23 protein-coding genes, 3 other RNA genes and 1 riboswitch are annotated in these 21,380 nt (G+C 35.8%); of the genes, 4 read left to right on the top strand and 22 right to left on the bottom strand.

The features are described 5' to 3' along the window. Window positions 1-3: 3 nt before the first annotated feature. Entirely contained in the window at window positions 4-315 is a 312-nt protein-coding gene (locus ABH961_RS03255) for a hypothetical protein (RefSeq protein WP_000169026.1), read from the bottom strand. Window positions 316-398: 83 nt separating this feature from the next. Between ABH961_RS03255 and ABH961_RS03250 the strand changes: the two genes are divergently transcribed. Then, complete coding sequence (locus ABH961_RS03250; protein ID WP_098068823.1) at window positions 399-848, top strand: hypothetical protein; 450 nt, start codon at window positions 399-401, stop codon at window positions 846-848. A 54-nt stretch (window positions 849-902) separates the two neighbouring features. On the opposite strand, the gene ssrS (ABH961_RS03245) is transcribed toward ABH961_RS03250, so the two are convergent. From ssrS (ABH961_RS03245) to ABH961_RS03225, 5 genes are all read right to left on the bottom strand, one after another. Further along, a non-coding RNA gene (gene ssrS / locus ABH961_RS03245) (6S RNA) lies at window positions 903-1,086 on the bottom strand. Between the two features lie 21 nt (window positions 1,087-1,107). Then, window positions 1,108-1,290, bottom strand: a non-coding RNA gene (gene ssrS / locus ABH961_RS03240) — 6S RNA. A gap of 116 nt (window positions 1,291-1,406) precedes the next feature. Further along, window positions 1,407-2,240, bottom strand: coding sequence for a sulfurtransferase (locus tag ABH961_RS03235; protein ID WP_098078626.1), 834 nt, complete (start codon window positions 2,238-2,240; stop codon window positions 1,407-1,409). Window positions 2,241-2,242: 2 nt separating this feature from the next. Next, on the bottom strand, window positions 2,243-2,515 hold the full coding sequence (locus tag ABH961_RS03230; protein WP_000451816.1) for a YpbS family protein: 273 nt from the start codon (window positions 2,513-2,515) through the stop codon (window positions 2,243-2,245). Window positions 2,516-2,536: 21 nt separating this feature from the next. Further along, entirely contained in the window at window positions 2,537-3,004 is a 468-nt protein-coding gene (locus tag ABH961_RS03225) for a GNAT family N-acetyltransferase (RefSeq protein ID WP_048543472.1), read from the bottom strand. A 72-nt stretch (window positions 3,005-3,076) separates the two neighbouring features. On the opposite strand from ABH961_RS03225, the gene ABH961_RS03220 reads away from it, so the two are divergent. After that, window positions 3,077-3,331, top strand: coding sequence for a DUF3931 domain-containing protein (locus ABH961_RS03220; RefSeq protein WP_000369740.1), 255 nt, complete (start codon window positions 3,077-3,079; stop codon window positions 3,329-3,331). Between the two features lie 3 nt (window positions 3,332-3,334). Here the strand turns inward: ABH961_RS03220 and ABH961_RS03215 are convergent, their stop codons facing one another. Next, a complete protein-coding gene (locus ABH961_RS03215) occupies window positions 3,335-6,994 on the bottom strand; it encodes a dynamin family protein (RefSeq protein WP_404518878.1) in 3,660 nt (1,219 codons plus the stop codon). Window positions 6,995-7,544: 550 nt separating this feature from the next. On the opposite strand from ABH961_RS03215, the gene ABH961_RS03210 reads away from it, so the two are divergent. Continuing rightward, the gene (locus ABH961_RS03210) at window positions 7,545-8,708 is read left to right on the top strand and encodes a DUF418 domain-containing protein (protein ID WP_098068826.1); all 1,164 of its coding nucleotides are present in this window, start codon (window positions 7,545-7,547) and stop codon (window positions 8,706-8,708) included. 15 nt (window positions 8,709-8,723) lie between these two features. On the opposite strand, the gene pbuX is transcribed toward ABH961_RS03210, so the two are convergent. The 13 genes from pbuX to ABH961_RS03145 form a co-directional block, all read right to left on the bottom strand. Beyond that, window positions 8,724-10,040, bottom strand: coding sequence for a xanthine permease PbuX (gene pbuX, locus ABH961_RS03205; RefSeq protein WP_098144319.1), 1,317 nt, complete (start codon window positions 10,038-10,040; stop codon window positions 8,724-8,726). A 3-nt stretch (window positions 10,041-10,043) separates the two neighbouring features. Next, window positions 10,044-10,637: a xanthine phosphoribosyltransferase gene (locus ABH961_RS03200; protein ID WP_000866483.1), complete on the bottom strand. Its 594-nt coding sequence runs from the start codon at window positions 10,635-10,637 to the stop codon at window positions 10,044-10,046. Between the two features lie 106 nt (window positions 10,638-10,743). Beyond that, window positions 10,744-10,845, bottom strand: a riboswitch (purine riboswitch). Window positions 10,846-10,961: 116 nt separating this feature from the next. After that, window positions 10,962-11,708 (bottom strand): type I methionyl aminopeptidase, encoded by a 747-nt coding sequence (locus tag ABH961_RS03195; protein WP_048543478.1) that lies wholly within the window; start codon window positions 11,706-11,708, stop codon window positions 10,962-10,964. 154 nt (window positions 11,709-11,862) lie between these two features. Continuing rightward, window positions 11,863-12,336, bottom strand: a complete 474-nt coding sequence (locus ABH961_RS03190; protein ID WP_048543481.1) for a GNAT family N-acetyltransferase — start codon at window positions 12,334-12,336, stop codon at window positions 11,863-11,865. Window positions 12,337-12,383: 47 nt separating this feature from the next. Continuing rightward, window positions 12,384-13,901, bottom strand: a complete 1,518-nt coding sequence (gene ypwA, locus ABH961_RS03185) for a carboxypeptidase (protein WP_000215108.1) — start codon at window positions 13,899-13,901, stop codon at window positions 12,384-12,386. A 100-nt stretch (window positions 13,902-14,001) separates the two neighbouring features. Then, complete coding sequence (locus ABH961_RS03180; RefSeq protein WP_404518875.1) at window positions 14,002-15,939, bottom strand: ATP-dependent DNA helicase; 1,938 nt, start codon at window positions 15,937-15,939, stop codon at window positions 14,002-14,004. Window positions 15,940-16,077: 138 nt separating this feature from the next. Further along, a complete protein-coding gene (locus ABH961_RS03175; protein ID WP_098078637.1) occupies window positions 16,078-16,260 on the bottom strand; it encodes a DUF3921 family protein in 183 nt (60 codons plus the stop codon). Between the two features lie 61 nt (window positions 16,261-16,321). Next, complete coding sequence (locus ABH961_RS03170; RefSeq protein WP_000521230.1) at window positions 16,322-17,461, bottom strand: THUMP domain-containing class I SAM-dependent RNA methyltransferase; 1,140 nt, start codon at window positions 17,459-17,461, stop codon at window positions 16,322-16,324. A 180-nt stretch (window positions 17,462-17,641) separates the two neighbouring features. After that, window positions 17,642-18,032, bottom strand: an RNA gene (gene rnpB, locus ABH961_RS03165) — RNase P RNA component class B. Window positions 18,033-18,119: 87 nt separating this feature from the next. Beyond that, a complete protein-coding gene (gene gpsB / locus ABH961_RS03160; protein ID WP_000622425.1) occupies window positions 18,120-18,458 on the bottom strand; it encodes a cell division regulator GpsB in 339 nt (112 codons plus the stop codon). Window positions 18,459-18,555: 97 nt separating this feature from the next. Continuing rightward, window positions 18,556-19,110 carry an SLOG family protein gene (locus ABH961_RS03155; RefSeq protein WP_048543489.1) on the bottom strand — a complete coding sequence of 185 codons (555 nt, stop codon included), beginning with the start codon at window positions 19,108-19,110 and terminating at the stop codon, window positions 18,556-18,558. Between the two features lie 56 nt (window positions 19,111-19,166). Next, the gene (locus tag ABH961_RS03150; protein WP_404518872.1) at window positions 19,167-19,619 is read right to left on the bottom strand and encodes a CotD family spore coat protein; all 453 of its coding nucleotides are present in this window, start codon (window positions 19,617-19,619) and stop codon (window positions 19,167-19,169) included. A gap of 155 nt (window positions 19,620-19,774) precedes the next feature. Then, window positions 19,775-20,350: a YppG family protein gene (locus ABH961_RS03145; protein WP_088082998.1), complete on the bottom strand. Its 576-nt coding sequence runs from the start codon at window positions 20,348-20,350 to the stop codon at window positions 19,775-19,777. A gap of 177 nt (window positions 20,351-20,527) precedes the next feature. On the opposite strand from ABH961_RS03145, the gene ABH961_RS03140 reads away from it, so the two are divergent. Next, entirely contained in the window at window positions 20,528-20,719 is a 192-nt protein-coding gene (locus tag ABH961_RS03140; protein ID WP_404518870.1) for a YppF family protein, read from the top strand. A 25-nt stretch (window positions 20,720-20,744) separates the two neighbouring features. On the opposite strand, the gene ABH961_RS03135 is transcribed toward ABH961_RS03140, so the two are convergent. Beyond that, entirely contained in the window at window positions 20,745-21,089 is a 345-nt protein-coding gene (locus tag ABH961_RS03135; protein ID WP_404518869.1) for a YppE family protein, read from the bottom strand. Between the two features lie 15 nt (window positions 21,090-21,104). Beyond that, the gene (locus ABH961_RS03130; protein WP_001252041.1) at window positions 21,105-21,347 is read right to left on the bottom strand and encodes a hypothetical protein; all 243 of its coding nucleotides are present in this window, start codon (window positions 21,345-21,347) and stop codon (window positions 21,105-21,107) included. Between the last annotated feature and the right edge of the window lie 33 nt (window positions 21,348-21,380).

Genomic DNA, 21,380 nt, shown 5'->3' with positions numbered 1-21,380 from the left:
ATGTTAGCCCCCAAATCCTCCCTTTGAACCGCTTCCAATTCCACCTTTAAATTCCGCAGACGATTGATAAGATTTAAACGCCGATGAATTTTTAAAAGTGGATTTATTTTGATAGTAACTCCCACCATAAAAATAATGCCCACGATAACCTGACCTACTATCATCACACTGCCATACCCCAAGTTCATCATCCCAATCCCAATCTGAACAACTATTATCATTCGGTTTTGGGGGAAGATCTTGTGCGCAGCCAAATAAGGTGCCAGTCATTAAAGACGTTACGACACCACCTACTAGCCATTTCGTTTTTGTCACCTTCGCACTCCCCTTTTTAAATTCTATTCCTATTATATAAGATAGCATGATAAAGTAGAAGAAAAAGGAAGAAGAGGGATAAAATGCGCTTAGAATATCGACTTAATGATGAAACGAAAAGGTATCCTGCTTTATGGAACTACGCAAATATTTCTAATTCTGAAATCATCGCGCGCATGACATGTGAATATTTTATAAAAGATAACAAGACATATGTTGTTACTGCTACTTCAGTAGATCCAGACGGAATAGCAGTTATATATATTCAAAAAGAAGAGTTTGCAAATGACCCTTCAGATCCTACATACTCTCACATCGGTTTTGAGGTTAGAGAACTAAGTGAAACGAGTTCAAGCATAATAGATCGGAAAGATGTATGGAACTATGAAGAAATTTTGCCATCTCTTCATTCAGACATTATATATATTCAGCGCGACGGCATGCATATGGAGTTCGCTTTAGATTCAAGAGAGATTGATGAAGATAGAAAGTGCTATATTTATTATGGAAACTTCACAGGTGAATCCAGATAAAATAGATATATGTATGCAACAAAAAAACCTTACGTATAAAACGTAAGGTTTTTATATAGCCCCACATATGCCGTTCTCTCTAGATGTCCATAAACCTGCTCTCACAGGTGGATGCTCTCACAAATGTTTGTAACTTCCTTCTTAAAAAGATGGCATGTTAGCTACATTTAAATATTGAACTTCCATATTAAACTTATTGGTTTAAGACATGCATAAGCTACGTACACCGTAGGAATTTTATATAATGTTAGTTGAAATAAGACCCCCGCACGTGCCGCTCCTCGTAAATGTCCAAAAACCCGCTACTCGCAGGTGGATGCCCTCACAGTTACCGTACATCTTCCTCCACAAGGAAGGCTTGATGATGGTCGCTAAATATTGAGCTTCCGTATAACTAACATCGGTTTTAGACATAAATAAGTTACGTACACCGCAGGATGTATTATTTACTTGTCGTTATATTATCACATTGTTTCCAATGTGTAAAATACAAAGTTTTTCGAGTAATTTCTTGCTTGTGACCTTATTTTAATACAAATTATTTTTGCATGCAAGTGATTAATCTTCTTCTTTTGCAATTTGATTTTCTGGATAAGAAATCCAATCACTCCAGCTACCTGCATACAATTTAACATTTTGGAATCCAGCTAATTTCAATGCAAGGATATTTGGACAGGCTGTAACACCAGAACCACAATATACAATTGTTTCCTTATCTTTCGAAAGATTTCGGAATCGTTCTTGTTGCCCAGCTTCATTCTTAAATTGCCCTGATTGTACAATTCCATCCTTCCAAAAATAGTTTACTGCTGTCGGGATATGTCCTGCTTTTGAATCAACTAGTTCCTCTACACCAGCATAACGTTTTGGCTCTCTAGAATCAATTAACGTAACATCTGCACCTGCATGAATATTCTCTCTCACCGTTTCCATCGTTACAAGCATATAATCTTGTACATTTGCTTTGAATGTTTTTCGTATAGCAACAGGAATTTCCGTTGTTATCGGTAGTCCATTCTCTTTCCAAGCTGGAAATCCACCATCTAATATATATACTTTCTCATGTCCTACATAGTTTAATAACCACCAGAGACGAGAAGCATTTGCACCCGCTTGACTGTCATATGCAATTACTGTCGTATGTTCATCAATACCAGCTTGTGAAAGCTTGTCTGCAAACTCCTCAATATTCGGCAATGGATGGCGACCACCATGTTCTGTTACAAGACTTGATAAATCTAAATTCAAATCAAAATATAATGCATGAAGAATATGTTCTTCCTCATACTTTTCTCTACCCCAATTAGGATTCGCTAAATCAAAACGACAATCGATTATACGGACATTCTCATCTTCTATATGCTCACGTAACCATTCGACTGTAACTATCATCTTTAACGACCTTCTTTCTCTTGCAAACGACTTACATACTCCATAACCATTTCTTCTGTAACATATTTACGCTCTAGTGTAACACCATTTTTTGCAAGATCATTAATTTGCTTTGTTACAACATTAATGACATCAACCGAAAATTCTTTCCCATTTGACGCAAGAGATACGGCTGCTTCAATAGCTGCTTCACGCTGCGCATCTAATTGTAAACATGCTTTTACACTTTCATTTTGTTTACGAGAATGTGCTGTAATTGCTTTATGTACTTCCATCTTCTCTTCCCCCTAAATAAGTTATACGTTCTCATTCAATTCCATTGCAAGCCGAATCATATCACGGCATACAATCCCATTTTCAATAATCTCTTCTTCATAATGCTTCGAAAAGTAATCAAAATCAATAGAAAAAATACGAAACCCACATTTTTGATATAAAGCAAGTTGTGAAACACTAGAATTGCCCGTACCAACTTCAAGTTTTGACATACCATATCCTTTAGCAGTTTCTACGGCATGACTTAATAGCTGCTTTCCAATCCCTTTTCCTTGCAAATGCTCTACAACCGCAATATTCATAATTTCCATCGTCTTCGGCCTTGTTTCCAAAAGAACATATACACCGATAACTCTCCCCTCTTGCTTAGCTACATATGTTTTCCCTCTTTGTACATATGCATCAATTTGCTCCTCACTCGGATCAGCAAGCAATAATAAAGGTTTCGGTATAGCTTCTTTCGAAATATACTCTATTACTACACACATAAAAAACTCCCCTTTCTCTATTGTTCTAAACCCTCCTTGTCTACCATAAATAATAGAAAGGAGGGATTCACCATGGACAACAATGAGAAAAAGTGCAACGTCATCTCTATTGATGGAAAGAAGAAGAAAAGCGACACGTATTCCTACCCAAAATTAGTAGTAGAAAACAAAACATATGAATTTTCTTCATTCGTCTTATGCGGTGAAACACCAGACGGCAGACGACTCGTTCTTACTCATATGATTTCTACCGATGAATTTGCTGGGTTTGTCAAATCTTTAGATACAGTATTGCAAAAGAAAATTGAACGAATCTTTTTCTCATAACGACTATATCACATAAATTTCTTTTTCAATCTCTACTAACTGCTTTTGCAATTGTTCTTTACTTTGTTCATATAGTGATACATCAATTGTTTCAGCCAATGCAAATAATACACTTTCATAATAATTCATCACATCTTGCTGCATCACTTTTTGGAATAAGTTCCATTTCAAATCCCACTCTTGCTTATAATGATGAACAAATAAATCTTTTTCATCAGCTACATAGTTTGATACGAAAGGCTCTAATACAACTTTAGCCTCTTCTTGCATGAAAGCTTTATCATTTTTTTCAAAAAAGCTTTTTTCATTTTTAAAATGCGCCAGTGCTTTTTTGAAATCTTTTATTTCAACTGAAGGGAACGGTTCTTTATGTGCAATATCTTTATATTCATAATCCACTGTTCCACTCATAGAAATTGATTCATTTTCTACTTTACAGTTCACCACAATTTCATTCTTTGCACGCTTCATCGCTTCATCTATCCATTTCTCAAGGCGTAATGATGTCGCACGCATTTCTTGTAGTAAATCATGCTGAATAAATGCCACTAATTCCATAACGCACTGTTGCAACTGCACTTTCACATTCCCATCCGTTCGCAGCGATGCTGGATTAATAAATTCAGTAAACACATCGTTATAGCGTAGGAATAGACGCTGTTGCACGTAATAAAGCAATTCTTTCACTTCATTTTGCATCGCCTGCTCTTCAGCAAGCACACTATATGATGAAATAATATGAAGTAGCTGATCACGCTCTGCTTCATATTTTTTCGTTTGCTTCTCTTTCTCTTCATTCCCCTGCTTTGCACCGTTTATCATATTTACTAAAAGCTGATTTGCTCCTTGCAATGTACCATATAAAGCATGAACAGATACGAGCATTAAATCTCTCATCATAAAGGATGTAAATGATTCCTCGAACTTAGCAACCCCAGAGTTTTGTAAAATACCGTACTTCTCTTTTTCAATATTCTTTCCTTGCTTCTCTTCAAGTGCACATAAACTTGAAATTGCAAATAAACGCGGATTTCTAATACCATATTGCAGTAGCTGGTCTGCGATATAACCTTTTACCATTTCAAGTTCTTCTTCAGACTCTGCTAAATCGGCCGCATTAATTAAGAAGAACATTTTATCAAGTGCAAAAGTATCCTTTACACGACCAAGCTGGATTAAGAATTCACGGTCAGCACGAGAGAACACATGATTATAATACGTTACAAATAAAATAGCATCTGCGTTTTTAATATACTGGAACGCAACGTCCGTATGGCGGGCGTTAATAGAATCCGCTCCAGGTGTGTCTACAAGCGCTACTCCTTGCCTTGTTAAAGCACAATCATAATAAAGCTCCATGTACTCAACAAAACATGATTTTTCTTCATTCGCTACATAATCAGAAAACTCTTCTAATGTAACTTGTACTTGCTCCCCTAAATGAGCAGAAACCGTATCATACCCTTTTTGTACCGCTCGTAAAAAGCTAAATGTTGTTTTTTGCTTCCCAGTTGGTGAAGGATATTTCATAACTTTATCAATTTGTGCTAACGCTTCACCTAACGTAGTAATCTCATAATGAAACAACTTATAAACAGCTTTCATATCTTCTAATAGAGCTTGCTTTGATTTGAATTGAACCATTACTGTTCCGTGTGGCTTTTCCTCTGTAACCGGCAAAATTTGATTAATCGTTGCCGTCGTCGGATTTGGTGATACAGGAAGTACATTCCCACCAAGCAATGCATTGGCAAATGATGATTTCCCAGCACTAAAAGCTCCGAATAACGCTACTGTAAATTGTTTCGTTTCCACACGACACCTTTTTTCTATTACCTCTTGTTGTACATGTTTCAGCGCTGGCAATGGCTCTAATATCGTTTCAGCTTTCTTCACTTTCTCTAATATACGCTGAATATTTAAAGCTGCCGTTCCTTTTATCTCTTCCTCACGAGCCATTACGTTATCGTTTACGCTTTCCTGCTCTTGTAGTGTGAATTTCTCACTAACAATTTGTGTTTTACTTTGCAATATCTCCTCTATTTGCAATCCTTCTGGTGTAGCAACACGCTCGTGCCAAACATTTTGTAAATAACTTTCATATGTCTCTAAATTGTTACTGTATTGCAATTGCGTTTCTTTTGCCGTTTGCAACATCATATATTTTTCAATCTCTTCTTCAATGCGTGCAACTGCTTCCTTCACCTTTTGCTTGAAAACGACTGCACTTTTATCAAAAATTTGCTGCGCTTTTGTAAAATAACGCTTCTTCAGTTCATTCGCTACATCCGCTGTATAAAGAAGTAAGTAATCACTTGTAAAACCTGCACCTTGTTTAATGACTTCAGCTAACATTTCTGGTCCAAAAGCAATTTCTAAAGCATATATGTCTTTCCCAATTTCCTCTGTGAACAATCCTTCTTCTTTTAAGAAGGCAACAATAAATTCTTTCACATGAAAATCAAGTTGCGTTTCAACAGTCTTTTGCAAAGCAGAATAAAAAGCATCTAAACGTCTCTGTTTTTCTTGCTCCGTCTTTCCTTTCGCAAACAGCAAACCGACCTTAAATTTTGTTAATTTCGTTTCTAAATACGCATTTGCCAATTCTCTCATTTCAAATGGCATTAAATACGCGTTATCTAATATAGCTTGTAAGCCTTTTATAAATTCGTTTCTCACATGAGATTCTTTACTAGCCTCGCGTTGTTTAGTTTCCGTTAGCTCTTCTTTCTTTTCAACTATCTCTGAAATAGAAAGCGGCGATGCTAGCTCTTCCTCATATTTCAAAAGAGCTTTTTCATTTTCTGAAAGAATAAATGAAAAATGTTCCCCCATTAAATATTCTGTTTCTCGCTCCATTCCATCTCTTACATACTGCACTTTTTCTTTCATAATAGAAGTAATTAATGTTTCTAAGCTCCCAATTTCATTATGTGTATGGTTCATCATTCGTAATGAAGTATAATACACTCCATCTACTTCAATATCCCAGTTAGAGAACGATTGTTTTACACTATCTTTATAATCCTCAAACGATAATTCATTTTCTTTATGTTTATCTATTTGATTTACAACGAGATAAACCGTTTTATTACGTTGTTTCAATTCTTTAACAAATTGCAAATTCACTTCCGATTGGACGTGATTATAATCCATCATATAAAAAATCACGTCTGCTAGATGCAGCGTTGATTCTGTCGCTAATTGATGGGCATCATCTGTTGAATCAATCCCTGGTGTATCAACTAACATAACACCCTCAGGAATTGGCGCATCATTCCGATAAATATGAACACCAATTACCTCATCACCGTCTTTACAAATTTGTTTTAATTCTTCAGCTGAATATGCACCATCATATTCGTACTGTTCTCCAGATTTAACTGTTACAACAACACGATCCATTCCTTTTTCAATTTTGACAACGTTAGCGCTTGTCGGAATTGGACTTGTTGGTAACAACTGCGCTTTATATAGATGATTCATCATCGTTGATTTCCCTGCAGAGAAGTGACCGCAGAACGCTATCATAAGCTGTTCTTGTTTATATTTTTGAATCACCTCAAACAACTTTACACTATTCTCTGCATCGCCGTGTTTTTGCCACTCTTCATAAAAACAAACAAGTTTTTTCATACCGTTTGTCTGTACTATGTTTGTCATCCCCTTGTTCCCCTTTATCCAAGATGTATATACTTTTTCCCGCTATTTGCGAGCTCATAATCATCAGGAGATACATCCCCTCATCGATTACAGTTTCACTTTACTATCATACTAAATTTTCAGCATATTCTCATTAAAAATAAAAAATCCCTTTCATTCTTTTTACAAATGAAAGGGATTTTATGTCATATCACTCATTTTGCTGTTCCTACTCCATTTAAAACATACTTTGCAATAACTGCATATACAGCGACTGTACCTGCTACTAATGCATATACCATGCTCATGCACCAACCTTTTTTTGATAATGATTATCACTTTTGAATACATTTTATCATTAAAGAGAATCATTATCAATACTTTTCATAAAGAAAGCTCCTTATAGAAAGGAGCTTTACTGCCTGTTTTGAAGAAGGTTAAAACTTGTTGTGCACTCTTATTATATCTCATAATACATATCTTAACAGTTTTAAAAATTGGAAATTACCTATATACCCTCCTCTTTACATTTTGTATAATAAAAGGGAATTACTTAACAAGGAGGAAAATAATGACACAAAATATTTCACAAGGCGAGAGGATACATTCCATCGATATTATTAGAGGGATAGCTGTACTAGGTATTTTTCTTGTTAACTGGCCTATTATCGCTGGGATTGACTCACGTGATCTTTCAGGAGTTTATGAGGGGCTAGATAGCTATATCCGTCTATTTTACGATATGTTTATTCAAACAAAATTTTATACAATCTTTTCGTTTTTATTCGGCCTAGGCTTTTACATTTTTATGACTCGTGCTGAAGCGAAAACAGATCGCCCAAAAACTTTATTTGTTCGCCGCTTACTTATTTTATTATTATTTGGTTTCTTACACTACGTTCTTTTATGGGACGGGGACATTTTACATACTTATGCAATTACCGGGTTTTTCTTATTTTTATTTTACAAGAGAAAGCCACGTACTATTTTAATATGGTCAATTGTACTATTAAGTTTCATGCAATTGTTCACATTAGTAGGTTCTCTTCTCATGTTATTAGTGCCGGTAGATGAACTAGGCCTTTCCATAGCCATTATGCCATTAGAAAACTGGGGCTTACAAATTACAGACAGATTCCATTCTTTCTATTCTGAAGCAATAAGTAACAGTCTTATTATGCTTCCTGAAACACTAGGATTGTTTTTACTAGGATTATATGCCGGTAAAAAAGACATTTTCCGCCGTGCTAAAGAATTAGATCTAAAACTTAAAAAATGGCAAATCATTATGTTCATTTTAACATTACCGATGTGGTTTATTATGGTTTACTTCTTTATGAACAATCAACCATATACACCATTTTCACTTATGGGTATTACGATGATAAGCGGAAAGACATTGTTCATCTTCTACATTGTCACGTTAATGCGTTTATTACAAAAAGAAAGATGGCAAACATTATTACGTCCGTTCCAGTATGTTGGTCGAATGGCGTTAACAAATTACATCTCGCATACAATTGTTACATTACTTGTATTCGGACTATTGTTCAAAAATGATTATCTTGCTCCATTATGGGTAGGTCCTCTATTTTGCATTAGTTTCTATACGTTACAAATCTTTATTAGCCGCTGGTGGCTGTCACGTTATCAATACGGGCCACTTGAGTACATTTGGCGTCTTGGTACGTATGGGAAAATGATGCCACTTAAAAAGAAAAGCAAGGTCTCATAATGAGACCTTGCTTTTTTACGCTTCTCTTACTGCACTTTGCATAGACACTGGCTCTTCTTTCACTTTACGCTGCGGCACCATATTAAATACGATATTTAATAGTACTGCTGACACACTTCCAAGTACAATTCCGTTATCTGTTAAAATACGAATGTTTTCAGGAAGTTGTGAGAATAATGTCGGAACAACTGTAACCCCAAGCCCAATTCCAACAGAACATGCAACGATTAATAAGTTTTCTTGTTTACCAAAATCAACACTACTTAACATTTTAATGCCATATGCCATTACCATACCGAACATTGCTAACATCGCCCCGCCAAGTACGGATTTCGGAATGATTGTTGTAATAGCTGCGATTTTTGGAATAAACCCAAGAACGATTAACATACCACCACAAGTATAAATAATAACGCGATTTCTTACTCCAGTTAATTGAACAAGTCCTACGTTTTGAGAGTATGTTGTATATGGGAATGCGTTAAAAATACCACCTAACACCATCGCTAATCCTTCTGCGCGATAACCTTTTGTTAATTCTTTTTCACCAATCTTTTTATTGCAAATATCAGATAATGCAAAGTAAACACCTGTTGCTTCTACAATCCCTACGCAAGCAACTAAAATCATCGTAATAATTGGCGTTAATTCAAATGTTGGTGTACCGAAGTAAAACGGCTGAATACCATGGAACCAATCCGCTTCTCCAACCGCTTGCAAACTTACTTTCCCCATAAATGCTGCGACAATTGTACCGAACAATAGGCCAAGTAAAATAGAGATTGAACGAATAAATCCATCAAAGAAACGATACATAATGATGATAAATAGTAATACACCAAATGCTAACGCTAAATTTTCAAGACTACCAAAATCCTTACTTCCTACTCCTCCAGCCATATCATTAATCGCTGCTGGAACAAGTGTAACTCCAATTACGGTAACGACAGATCCTGTTACAACAGGTGGAAACAGTCTTACAAGCTTTCCAAATAATTTCGCAAAAATAACAACGAATAACCCGGCAGCAATAATTGCTCCATAAATAGAAGACACGCCGTATTGTTTCCCGATTGCAATCATTGGGCCAACCGCTGTAAATGTACAACCAAGTACAACTGGAAGTCCAATACCGAAAAAACGATTTGATAATGCTTGTAAAATTGTCGCAACGCCGCACATTAATAAATCAATTGAGACTAAGTATGTTAACTCTTTTTGATTTAAACCAAGTCCGCCGCCCACAATAAGCGGAACAATAATTGCTCCAGCATACATAGCAAGCATATGCTGCATACCAAGCGATGCGATTTTAAATGGATGTTGCTTCATCGTTTATTTCACCTCCGCAGTTTCTTGCTGTACAAATGTAACTGTTCCGTTATCAAGTGATGCAATTTCTGCTAGTGACTCAACACGAACTCCTTGTTCACGAAGCTTCTTTCCTCCATCTTGGAATGCTTTTTCAATAACAATACCAATTCCTGCAATACTTGCTCCAGCTTGCTCTACTAAACTCATTAAACCTAAAGCAGCCTGACCGTTTGCTAAAAAGTCATCAATAATTAAAACACGGTCATTTTCATCGATATGATTTCGAGATAATGAAATTTCATTCGTTTCTTGTTTCGTAAATGAATATACGTTTGCAACGTACATATTATCTTGTAACGTTAACGATTTACGTTTTCTTGCAAAGATTACTTTTACACCAAGCTCTAATGCAGCCATAACTGCTGGTGCAATGCCTGAAGATTCAATCGTTACGATTTTTGTAATGTTCTCTTCTTTGAAACGTTTAGCAAATTCTTTTCCAATCTCTTGCATAAGTACTGGGTCAATTTGATGATTCAAAAATGCATCTACCTTTAATACGTCACCAGATAAAACCTTTCCTTCGTTCAAAATCTTTTCTTGTAATACTTTCATGTTTGTTCCCCCTCTTATGCAATAAAAAACTCCAAAAGCCGCCACCACTCGTTACAAGTGAGAGACGCGCTTTTGGAGTTTCGCAAAAAAGAATGCTAAACAAGCAAATATATTCGTCCTCACTCATAGTCAAAGTATTTACGGTACTTCGGTAGAAACTTGCAGGCCATATCCCCGCGATTATATGAGTGTAGCTAACTATTTATTTTATAGAAGGATTATAACGCACTTTTTATACTTTGAAAAGCATTTATCGAAAAAACACGTACAAAATTTTAAAAAGAACTGTTTTCGTTCGAGTTTTGTAAACTCTTACATAATATTTCAAAGCGTCGTTAAAATAATCGGCCCATCTTTTGTAATCGCAATTGTATGCTCATATTGAGCTGATAATTTCCCATCCATCGTTCTCGCAGTCCATCCATTTAAATCTACTTTAGAATATCGCATACCTATATTTACAATCGGTTCAATTGTAATAACCATCCCTTCTTGTAACTCAGGCCCTTGTCCTGACTTTCCAAAATGAAAAATTGCTGGTTCTTCATGAATCTCTTTACCAATCCCGTGCCCCGTAAAATCTCTTGCAACCGAAAAACCTTCAGTAGCTACATAACTTTCAATTGCATAGCCAATGTCTCCTACATGATTACCGATTACCGCCTGATCAATCCCTTTATATAAAGCATTCTCAGCTACTAACAATAACTTTTCTGCTTCATCAGAAACATTTCCAATTCTATACGTCCAAGCAGAATCTGAAAGACCACCATTTAAGTTTACTACCATGTCAATTGTTACAATATCCCCCTCAGTTAAAGGAACATTGGCGGGAAACCCATGGCACATTTCAGCATTTACAGATGCACATATCGCATATGGATACCCGTTGTAACCTTTCTGCTGAGATGTTGCACCATGCTTTTCTAAATAAGCTTCAACAAACGTATCAATTTCTTTTGTCGTAATACCTGGTTTCATCATTTTGGCAATTTCCCTATGACATGAAGCAAGTAATTTCCCAGATTCATGCATCAAATCTATTTCATTTTTCGTTTTAATTGTAATCATTCTACCTCTCCTTGCTAAACCTGCTATTTGCTACTAAAGTTCAATCATACACATCCTCTGTCAAAATTTCAAAACTCTCAATTACAACAAGTACAAAAATATGTATCCTATACTTCTAAATCAAAATAAAGAAACAGAAGATCTCCTCTGTTTCTTAATCATTTTTACATATATAATTCATTTTCAAAAACTCAAAACAACTACCATTTGTTTTCTGTATAAACGTTCCAACAACTTCAAATCCTGCTCTTTTATATACTTTAATCGCTCTCTCATTACATGTCGCTACTGATAGCGTTATATAATTACAACCATATTTTTCTTTACTAAAAGCTAGTCCAGCGTTTACGAACTGTAAACCAAATCCATTTCCAGTTATATCAGGTCTCATTCCAAGACCTATATCAACCGTTCCGTCATTTATTTTACAAACAGTAAAAAAACCAATGAGAGTGCCGTTTTCCTTCACAGAAAATGTATGATCTCCTCTACTCTCATCATGTAAAAACTCAGCTAAATCTTCTTCATCTGCACCTATATCGTAAAAGGAATACCTCCCTTCATAATGCCAGTTATATGCAATTTCTTCTGCTTCTTCTTGCGTCATTACTGTATATGTATAATCCATTCTTCTATCCCCCTTGAAAAAAAGAGCTGCAATTAAGCAGCTCTTTTTTATAACTCATAGATTTCTTTATACTTCGCTTCTAAATAATCTGCTAAGTAGTTTGCATTTAATCCTTCACCTGTCACATCTTCTAAAATTTCAAGTGGCTTTTTCGTTTTACCGTATTGGTGAATATTTTCTGTTAACCATTCACGAATTGGTGTTACGTTTCCTTCTTCTAATAATGCATCAAAGTTCGGAATGTCTTTTAACATTCTTTGCTTAAATTGCGCTGCATACATATAACCAAGCGCATAAGATGGGAAGTATCCAAATGAACCACCAGCCCAGTGAACATCTTGCAATACACCTTGTGCATCGCTTTCCGGACGAATTCCTAAATATGCTTCCATCTTATCATTCCAAGCCGCTGGCAAATCCTTCACTTGTAATGTACCATCAAATAATTCTTTCTCAAGTTCATAACGAACCATGACGTGAAGCGGATATGTAAGCTCATCTGCTTCTATACGAATGAACGATGGCTTCGATTCGTTAATCGCATCATAAAACTCATCTACTGATATATCATTGAATTGACCATCGCTATACTCTTTTAATAAATCATAATTTTTCTTCCAGAATGATTTATTACGACCGATAAAGTTCTCAAAGAATAATGATTGTGACTCATGAATACCCATAGAAGTTCCACTACATAGCGGTGTACCTTCGAATTTCTCTGCAATATTTTGTTCATATACAGCATGGCCACATTCATGAATTGTTCCAAACACTGCCATACGGAAATCTTTTTCATCATAGCGTGTTGTAATGCGAACGTCCCCTCTATTTAATGTAATCTCAAATGGATGTACCGTTTCATCAAGACGACCTGCTTCAAAGTCATAATTCAATTGCTTTAATAACTCTAATGTAAAGTTCTTTTGTTTTTCTTTTGAAAAATGTTCTGATAAAGCACTTGTCTTTAATCTCTTTTGTGACTCCGATATTTCTTTTACGAGCGGAACGATACGCTCACGAAGTTGACCAAATACGTGATCTAACACTTCTACTGTAATACCTGGCTCATACATATCTAATAATGTATTATATTTATATGTTTCGTAACCCCAATATGTAATGAATTTCTTTTTAAATTCAACTATTTGTTCTAAATACGGACGGAACATTTCGAAATCAGATTTTTCCCGAGCTTCTTCCCACACACTTTCCGCTTTCGCTTCTAATTTCACATACGCCTCGTATTCCGCTTGTGGAATTTTCTTATTTCTATCATATTCTTTACGACACTCTTCAACCATTTTCTTCGTCGTTTCAGAAAGTTTATTTTCACTTATTAAAGCTTCAAGCTCTGTTAAATAATTTCCCATCTCATCTGAAGTCGACATGACAAACACTTCTGATGAAAGCATACCAATTACTTCCGAACGCTGGTCTACACCTTTTTTAGGCGCACCTGTTCTTAAGTCCCAAAACATTAAGCTTAATGCTTCACCGTAATTTTGTATCTTCTTCACATATGTTAAAAATTGTTTTTCTACTTCATATGTAGCTACTGTCATCGTATAAAACCTCCCTTTTCTACCTCAAACTTAATTCGACATGGAAACCTAAATTCCTTTTATAATAGAAAAAAAGCTTGGCAAGCGCCAAGCTTTCTCCTTATAATTCTTTACCTTCTACTGGTAGTACGTTTTTCACCGCTTCTATCACTTTCTCATCTTCTGTATCAGATAAGAAGATTGATATAGCACCTTTATCGTCGCTCGTACGAATTAAACGTCCAATCCCTTGACGAAGACGTAAAATCATATACGGTACATCTACATCCCAGAATGGATTATTTACATGTTTACGCTTCGCTTCAAACACAGGATCGTTTGGAGGGAATGGTAATGACCAAATAATAACATGCGATAATGATGAACCTGGAATATCTAAACCTTCCCATAAATGAACAGCACAAAGTACAGTCTCTTCTTCATTTTGGAAACGAGAAACGAGCTGACTAATTTCTTGATCCCCTTCATATAGGAACGGAACGGACATTTGTTCTTTACTTACATATTCTTTAAACGCTGCAAGTTCTTGTGTTGTACGGAATAATACAAGTGTACGTCCATTTGTTTTCTGTATATTTTCAAGTGTATATTGACACTTTCTTTCCCATTCGTTCTCTTTCGTATGCGATAGTAAGTTTACTGCCATTTGCTCCTCATAATCAAACGGTGAGGCAACTGAGAATGATAAGTAATCTTTTACCCCTAGGCTATTTGCTGTAAATTCGAATGAATCGTTGTTAGATAATGTAGCAGAAGAGAAAATATACGGGATTTTCTTCGAGAATACTTTCTCTTGTAATACTTCTTCAACTGCACGTGGCATAATCACTAACGTGAAGGCTCCATCACCTTCTTCACCCCATGTAATTACATTTTTCTCGTGCATGAACAGACGAAGTGAATGTTCTAATACATCTAAATGTTCATCAACGATATTTAAATCATACGTGTTTACTGTATGCATTTCACTTTCAAATACTAATGCATCACCGACTTCACCAATTTTCGCATAAAGTCTATTCGCTTCAGCTGTTACTTTTTCTGTCACAGTAATTTCTAAACGATCAGAACCGGCGATTTCCTTTTTATTTTCTTGTAACACATCAAAGAATCGCTCTGTTTGCCAAATTGTTTCTTCTACTAAATGTGCAAACTCTTCACGAATATCGTTTTGCAACAATCTTGTTAAAAGTTGCTCCATCATCGTTTGCTTTAAACGATATGTTAAAGCTTTTTGAGCTGCATATTCTACAAGATGTCCTTCATCGAATACAACGCAGCTACTTTCAGGTAATAACGGAATTTGCCCTTCACGCTTACGAGCATCGTACGTCCAAATATGATCCATGTAGAAATCTTGAGAACAAATAATTAAATCTGCCGCTTTACGATAATGTTCACGAGAAAGAGTTTGACCACAACGATGACGAGAATCACAAGTGAAGCAATCTTGGAAGTAATCCCAATTTACTTTTGACCATTCCTCATCATTTAAAAGTGGAAATTCTTTTCTGTCGCCGTAGTGAGTAAAGTTTTGCATCGTACCATGATCGAATACAAACTGTGGTAATTCGTAGTATACATCTTCAATTACTTCTGGAGCTCGTCCACTCATAACATCTTCAAGTTTACGTAAACATAAATAATTATCCATTGATTTCGCAAGTCTAACATCAACAGATAGTCCTAATGCTTCAGATAACTTAGCAATGTCTCCTTCTTCTTTCACAAGCTGCTCAATTAACGTTTCATCAGCACAAGCGATAATAGCTGGTTTTCCAGTATAACGCGCATAGCAAATTGCATATAGAAGATATACAATTGTTTTCCCTGTTCCTACACCCGCTTCTGCGAACATTACTTTCTTTTCTTGGAAAGCACGCTCTAATTGAAACGCCATAAAAATTTGTTCATCACGCTCTTCAAAGCCTTTTTCCGGAAGGATATCGTAAAACACATCTCCAATCCATTCATTCAACTTATCATAAAAATTATCTTGTTTTCCTACTTCAAATGGTAATCTCTTCTCAGTAAACATCCTTAGCCTCCAACCAAAAAGTTTTTCTATAAAAAGATATAGCAACTGCTACTCATATGTGTGCAGCCACTTTCCCCTGTTGCCATACATAGAAATACACGAAAAAAAATTTTCCTTTCGAAAAAGGAAAATTTTTTTCTATATTAATGACTTTAAATACCGTTTATCAATCGCTGTTTCGTGTGAAAGAGCTGACAAATATTCTTCTTGTGCTTTTTGTATTTCCTCTACAATCGTACCTTGGCTATCCACTTCTCTCCCGATCTCATCATACGTACGATGAATAGCTTTTTGAATCATAGATAATTGGAAACTATCCATATCACGTCCTCCTTTACGCATTACATAATAGCCAGTATATGCGCGCTGGAGGAGTTTTATACTATGAATTACGCGGTGGACGTTTTCCGAAGTATTGGTAGTAATCTGTACGGATAAACCCATTAAACAGTTTACGTTTCTTCGATGCATCTTTTCCATAACACTTTTCAAATGCTTCGTAGCTTGTTAATACATACGCTGACCATGTATCTAATGGGCGGAATACTTGTCCCATTTCTTTGTACAATTGTTCAACGAGTGCTTTTTCACTTAAACGTTCTCCGTATGGAGGATTCGTTACAACATAGCCATAATCCTCTTTTGTCGTGAAATCTTTTACTTGCATTTGTTTAAATGTAATTAAATCACTTAAGCCCACTTCTTCTGCATTATCTTGAGCAACTCGGATCATACGATGATCAATATCTGACCCAATGATTTGTAGTGGTTGATTATAATTCGCTAAATCTTCAGCTTCTTGACGAGCTTCACGCCAGTTTTGTTTACCAACCCAGCCCCACTCATCTGATGCGAAGCCACGGTTAAATCCTGGTGCAATATTTTGTCCAATTAATGCTGCTTCAATCGGAATTGTACCTGATCCACAGAAAGGATCCACGAAAGGACGATCCGGCTTCCAGTTTGTTAACTTAATTAAAGACGCAGCCAATGTTTCTTTTAATGGGGCTTCCCCTTGATCCATACGGTATCCACGTTTATGAAGTCCAACACCACTTGCATCAATTGTTAATGTTGCAATATCCTTGAGCATTGCGATCTCAATACGGAATAACGGACCATCTTCTTCAAACCAAGTTGTACGTTTATATGTTGTTTTTAATTTTTCAACGACAGCTTTTTTAACGATACGTTGGCAATCTGAAACACTGAACAACTCAGATTTTAACGATTTACCAATTACAGGGAATTCCCCATTCTCTGGAATATAATCTCCCCAGTTTAATGCTTTCGTCTTTTCAAACAGCTCATCAAATGTTGTCGCTTTGAATTCGCCAACTTTAATTTTCACACGGTCCGCAGTACGTAACCATAAGTTCGTGCGACAAATCGCCTTTTCATCTGCTTCAAATGTTACTTTGCTGTTTTCCACTTGGCATTCATAACCAAGATCACGAACTTCTCGGGCAACTAACGCTTCAATACCCATTGCCGCTGTTGCAATTAAAGTAACTTTTCCCATTTGCATTCACCTCTTATGTATAGTTAAACAATAATTAATAGCAATTTGTCCTATTAATCATTACATTTTACGAAGAATTTTCTCATTAACCATTTTAACTCATAATTTATAACTTCATACAAATAAAAAGCCCTCCTCTAACAAAGGAGAGCTGAGTTATTTCATAGTTGGTTCATAACGTTCTGTAAGCCATGTTCTGTTCCTTTGTACTGCAAACGGCCCACGCCTCGTACTCCGGTGGCAATCATCTATCTACAGGTTATACAACCTGTCCTTTCCCATCGTTCATTTCCTTGGAAAAGATTCCCCTACCATTATTTGGGTTTCTCGCTCGTGGGGTTTACCTCGTTCCACTCCTATCATTTCTTCAAGGACTTCGTCACTGTGGCACTTTAAAGGTAGTCAAACCATATCCGAAAGGACTTAGGTTTTTTCCCTGCCGTTAAACCAGCCTTACAGCCAGAATACCCTAGCTTATGAATTGGCTAGGCACGAACACTACAGCCATCTCAGGCCGTGCGAGCATGGACTTTCCTCTACAACGTTAGCGTTGCAGCGATTACCCAAACGTTATGACATCCATTAGTATAGTGGAAACAAAAAGATTTTGCAATGTTTTTTTCTATGTAAAATGCTTTAACCTTTTTACCACTAGAAATTATTCGTATAACTTACTTCCAAATACAGCTTTTTCTAAATTAGATAGACGTTTTAAAATGTCCGTATTCGTGTTGTTATATACAGGTTGTGCAACTGGTGTTTGTACAACTGGTTGTTGTGGCACTTGCGTTGCTACTAATTTTTGTTCCTCTAATTCACGCTTTAAACGAGCATTTTGTTGCTTTAATTGATCAAACTCCTTGTGGAAAGCTTCATAGTCTTTAATGATCATATCAAGAAACTTGTCTACTTCTTCTTGTTGATAGCCTCTCATGCCTGTTTTAAATTCTTTTTCTAAAATATCTTTCGCCGTTAATTTAATTTTATCCGAAATCATTTTCTTCACCTCAAATTTTTGCCAAAACTTTCATTACCTAAATTTTTTCAGAAACAATGCCTTTTGTCAATCATATATACGAGTACTATATTACATATTACTCAGCATTATTCCACTGTTCCTCTTCTATTATATCTTGTAAATCAGAAAAAAGAATAAAATAACTGTGATAATTTTCTATTTCTCCTTTTTTCTTTGCTGCTTCTACAATATATTTGGGACTCCCTGGTTTTTCTTCATCATATACAGCTAAAAGTGCATCACTTTTTTCAATAAAAAATTGATTTTTTAATTTAAATTGTTCCGGGCTTTCGTACTTCCGTTTCGTAATACTATCAATATGGTCTGCTTGAGAGAGAATACATTCGTAATATTCACGGTTATCTTCCTTCCAGCTTTCTTCTTGTTCTAAAAACGGAGTAAATACCGCTAATTTTAGATTTGGATATTCTACTTGAATTTCAAAAACAACTTCAGCAGCCCATAATTCGACTCCTAACTGCCCACTTATTATCACCCATTCCAAACCTTCTTCTACAAAAGTAGTTAATTTTCGATGCAATGCTTTTTTTATACATTCCACCCCTGGATGATCATTTTTAAATATACCAAGTTCAAATGGCTTATATCCCGTTACAGCAATAACTTTCATATCAACACTCCAATTACAAAAAAAGAACTAGCATTTCGCTAGTTCTAACATATCATTTACTTTTTAAATATTCCACCAACGTTTGGTCCAATATTCGGACCTACTGGTGATACATTGTTTGGTAAAAATGGTGATACGTTTGGTCCTGGTCCGAATGGTGATACGTTTGGTCCTGGTCCGAATGGTGATACATTTGGTCCTGGTCCAAATGGTGATACGTGATGTCCATGATGTCCATGATGTCCATGACCACATGGTCCACATCCGCCGCCGAACCCTGGATCGATCGGGTCTACAACATTTACATTCGAGTTTGTTTGTGGGAAGAAGTTTTGGTTTTTAATTTGTTGATGATGAACATGTGTTGTATGCGTTGGGAAAATGTGTGGCACCACCGTTGTTGAAAAAGAATGTGTTACGCATTGTTTCGTCGGATGAATGACAGGAGCAGTTGTACAAATAGGTCCTACAGGCTTATGCCCTCCAAAACAAGGATGACAATGATGCATAGTTTTTTCTCTCCTCTCTCGTTAAAAAAATCTGACTACACTTTACAATATGAGAAAAGAGAGAAAGCCGTTTGTTATATATACCCATTTATTACAAGGAAATTTGTCTAGCCTTCTGCTTTATACGTAATGCTTTTTATAGACAACCCCCAAGATTACTTACCAAAAAAACCTCCAACTTGCTTTACAATACCTGTCACTTGGTTCATCGCATTCATCATTTGTCCAGCTGTATTCATCATTTTATTTACATCATAGTTACCATCTGAGTTTTTAAATTGGGAAACAAAACTAGAAAATTGACTCGGTTGCTGTTGTTGTTTTTGTTTATTCTGCGTCGGGTACGGTTGTTTTGGTGGATAAAACATCGCTTGTTGATTTCCATAGGGAGATGGTGGTGGCATATAGTATTGTGAATTCATATAAGGTTGCTGTTGTTGATCCATATAGGGTTGCTGCTGTTGATCCATATAGGGTTGCTGCTGTTGATTCGTATAGGGTTGCTGCTGTTGATCCATATAGGGCTGCTGTTGTTGATTCGTATGGGGTTGCTGCTGTTGTTGTGGTTGATTCATAAACGACACTTCAAATGGCTGGTAATAATTTTGATTTCCATAATTAGGCTCGAAAGGATACATATTATACCGTAAATATGTATCCGTATTATATTGGTACATATTTTGCTGTGCATATGGATTAGATTGCTGATATACGTTAGATTGTTGAAACATGCATTCTCTCCTCCTTCACATAAGTTTCTACATATATAATATGTACTTGTAAAATAATTTGTGTGGCGGAGTATCTGTCTATTTTTGTCGGAAGTTTAAATTTTTAAAAAATTAAAAAAGAAAACCCTTCCATGCTATGATAGTGAAGAAGAAGATTCTCATGGGGGAGGAATCAACATGGTATTAGGGGATTTAAAACAAGCGTTTTCTCAAAAAAAGGGGTATTACACAGAGAATGTAAATGAATTGTTAGACTTTACGAGACAGTGGTATCTCGAAGAAAAAATATGCATTTCAGATTACCGAACATTAATAAAAGAATTAGAAATAAACGGTGCAACAAAACCTACAACAATGACAGAAGCATAAAAAAACAAGAGGGTTTCCCCTCTTGTTACTTACATTGCTCAATTATATTTTGCAAAGTATACGAAATGGCTTGATGTGTTTCAAAGAATCGGTTACCTTTACCTTTATTTACAAAACATTGCAACACATTTGTCTGTAAATTATCGTACACTTGATCAATTTGCTGTACATGTATATACTTCGGTTTTTCTTCCTTAATCCATTTATAAGCTAATTCTTTCCACACTTTTAATTCCTCATCTACCATATCTACAAATGGTTTCATATCCTTATAAAAATCGTACTCAATCATTTCTCTTTTTTTCACATTCGCTTCATTATTATACTGCATGAGTTTTTCTGAAGATTGTATTAATGCTTCATACTTCATTTTATTCCCACCTTATTATGCACTCACTACGACGTTTTGAAATGCCTTCACCCAATTCCCTTTTTCTTCGTGATGCACTAATTTATTTTCCATATGCTCAATATGCATTTCTGTTATTTCTATCTTATTGCATATTTTTTCACCCGTATCCTTCAATGCATGATTCATTCTAATCCCTATATTCATTTCCAGCAAATCGAGAGAACTTAACATTTGATCCATTGTTTTCATTACATCTTCCTTCTGAACCATCGCCATATACAAAACGCCCCCTTCTTTGCTTTTCCTTTG

This window comes from Bacillus sp. RC251 (assembly GCF_044908765.1).
In the GTDB taxonomy this organism is placed as follows: domain Bacteria; phylum Bacillota; class Bacilli; order Bacillales; family Bacillaceae_G; genus Bacillus_A; species Bacillus_A wiedmannii.
Note: the sequence above shows the minus strand (reverse complement) of the source record. Positions and strands in the feature narration are given on the sequence as shown.

Bases quoted from the DNA above. Each gene is read 5' to 3' on its own strand.
- ABH961_RS03250 (WP_098068823.1), top strand. From the start codon at position 399: ATGCGCTTAGAATATCGACTTAATGATGAAACGAAAAGGTATCCTGCT.
- ABH961_RS03235 (WP_098078626.1), bottom strand. From the start codon at position 2,240: ATGATAGTTACAGTCGAATGGTTACGTGAGCATATAGAAGATGAGAAT.
- ABH961_RS03230 (WP_000451816.1), bottom strand. From the start codon at position 2,515: ATGGAAGTACATAAAGCAATTACAGCACATTCTCGTAAACAAAATGAA.
- ABH961_RS03225 (WP_048543472.1), bottom strand. From the start codon at position 3,004: ATGTGTGTAGTAATAGAGTATATTTCGAAAGAAGCTATACCGAAACCT.
- ABH961_RS03220 (WP_000369740.1), top strand. From the start codon at position 3,077: ATGGACAACAATGAGAAAAAGTGCAACGTCATCTCTATTGATGGAAAG.
- ABH961_RS03215 (WP_404518878.1), bottom strand. From the start codon at position 6,994: ATGACAAACATAGTACAGACAAACGGTATGAAAAAACTTGTTTGTTTT.
- ABH961_RS03210 (WP_098068826.1), top strand. From the start codon at position 7,545: ATGACACAAAATATTTCACAAGGCGAGAGGATACATTCCATCGATATT.
- pbuX (WP_098144319.1), bottom strand. From the start codon at position 10,040: ATGAAGCAACATCCATTTAAAATCGCATCGCTTGGTATGCAGCATATG.
- ABH961_RS03200 (WP_000866483.1), bottom strand. From the start codon at position 10,637: ATGAAAGTATTACAAGAAAAGATTTTGAACGAAGGAAAGGTTTTATCT.
- ABH961_RS03195 (WP_048543478.1), bottom strand. From the start codon at position 11,708: ATGATTACAATTAAAACGAAAAATGAAATAGATTTGATGCATGAATCT.
- ABH961_RS03190 (WP_048543481.1), bottom strand. From the start codon at position 12,336: ATGGATTATACATATACAGTAATGACGCAAGAAGAAGCAGAAGAAATT.
- ypwA (WP_000215108.1), bottom strand. From the start codon at position 13,901: ATGACAGTAGCTACATATGAAGTAGAAAAACAATTTTTAACATATGTG.
- ABH961_RS03180 (WP_404518875.1), bottom strand. From the start codon at position 15,939: ATGTTTACTGAGAAGAGATTACCATTTGAAGTAGGAAAACAAGATAAT.
- ABH961_RS03175 (WP_098078637.1), bottom strand. From the start codon at position 16,260: ATGGATAGTTTCCAATTATCTATGATTCAAAAAGCTATTCATCGTACG.
- ABH961_RS03170 (WP_000521230.1), bottom strand. From the start codon at position 17,461: ATGGGAAAAGTTACTTTAATTGCAACAGCGGCAATGGGTATTGAAGCG.
- gpsB (WP_000622425.1), bottom strand. From the start codon at position 18,458: ATGATTTCGGATAAAATTAAATTAACGGCGAAAGATATTTTAGAAAAA.
- ABH961_RS03155 (WP_048543489.1), bottom strand. From the start codon at position 19,110: ATGAAAGTTATTGCTGTAACGGGATATAAGCCATTTGAACTTGGTATA.
- ABH961_RS03150 (WP_404518872.1), bottom strand. From the start codon at position 19,619: ATGCATCATTGTCATCCTTGTTTTGGAGGGCATAAGCCTGTAGGACCT.
- ABH961_RS03145 (WP_088082998.1), bottom strand. From the start codon at position 20,350: ATGTTTCAACAATCTAACGTATATCAGCAATCTAATCCATATGCACAG.
- ABH961_RS03140 (WP_404518870.1), top strand. From the start codon at position 20,528: ATGGTATTAGGGGATTTAAAACAAGCGTTTTCTCAAAAAAAGGGGTAT.
- ABH961_RS03135 (WP_404518869.1), bottom strand. From the start codon at position 21,089: ATGAAGTATGAAGCATTAATACAATCTTCAGAAAAACTCATGCAGTAT.
- ABH961_RS03130 (WP_001252041.1), bottom strand. From the start codon at position 21,347: ATGGCGATGGTTCAGAAGGAAGATGTAATGAAAACAATGGATCAAATG.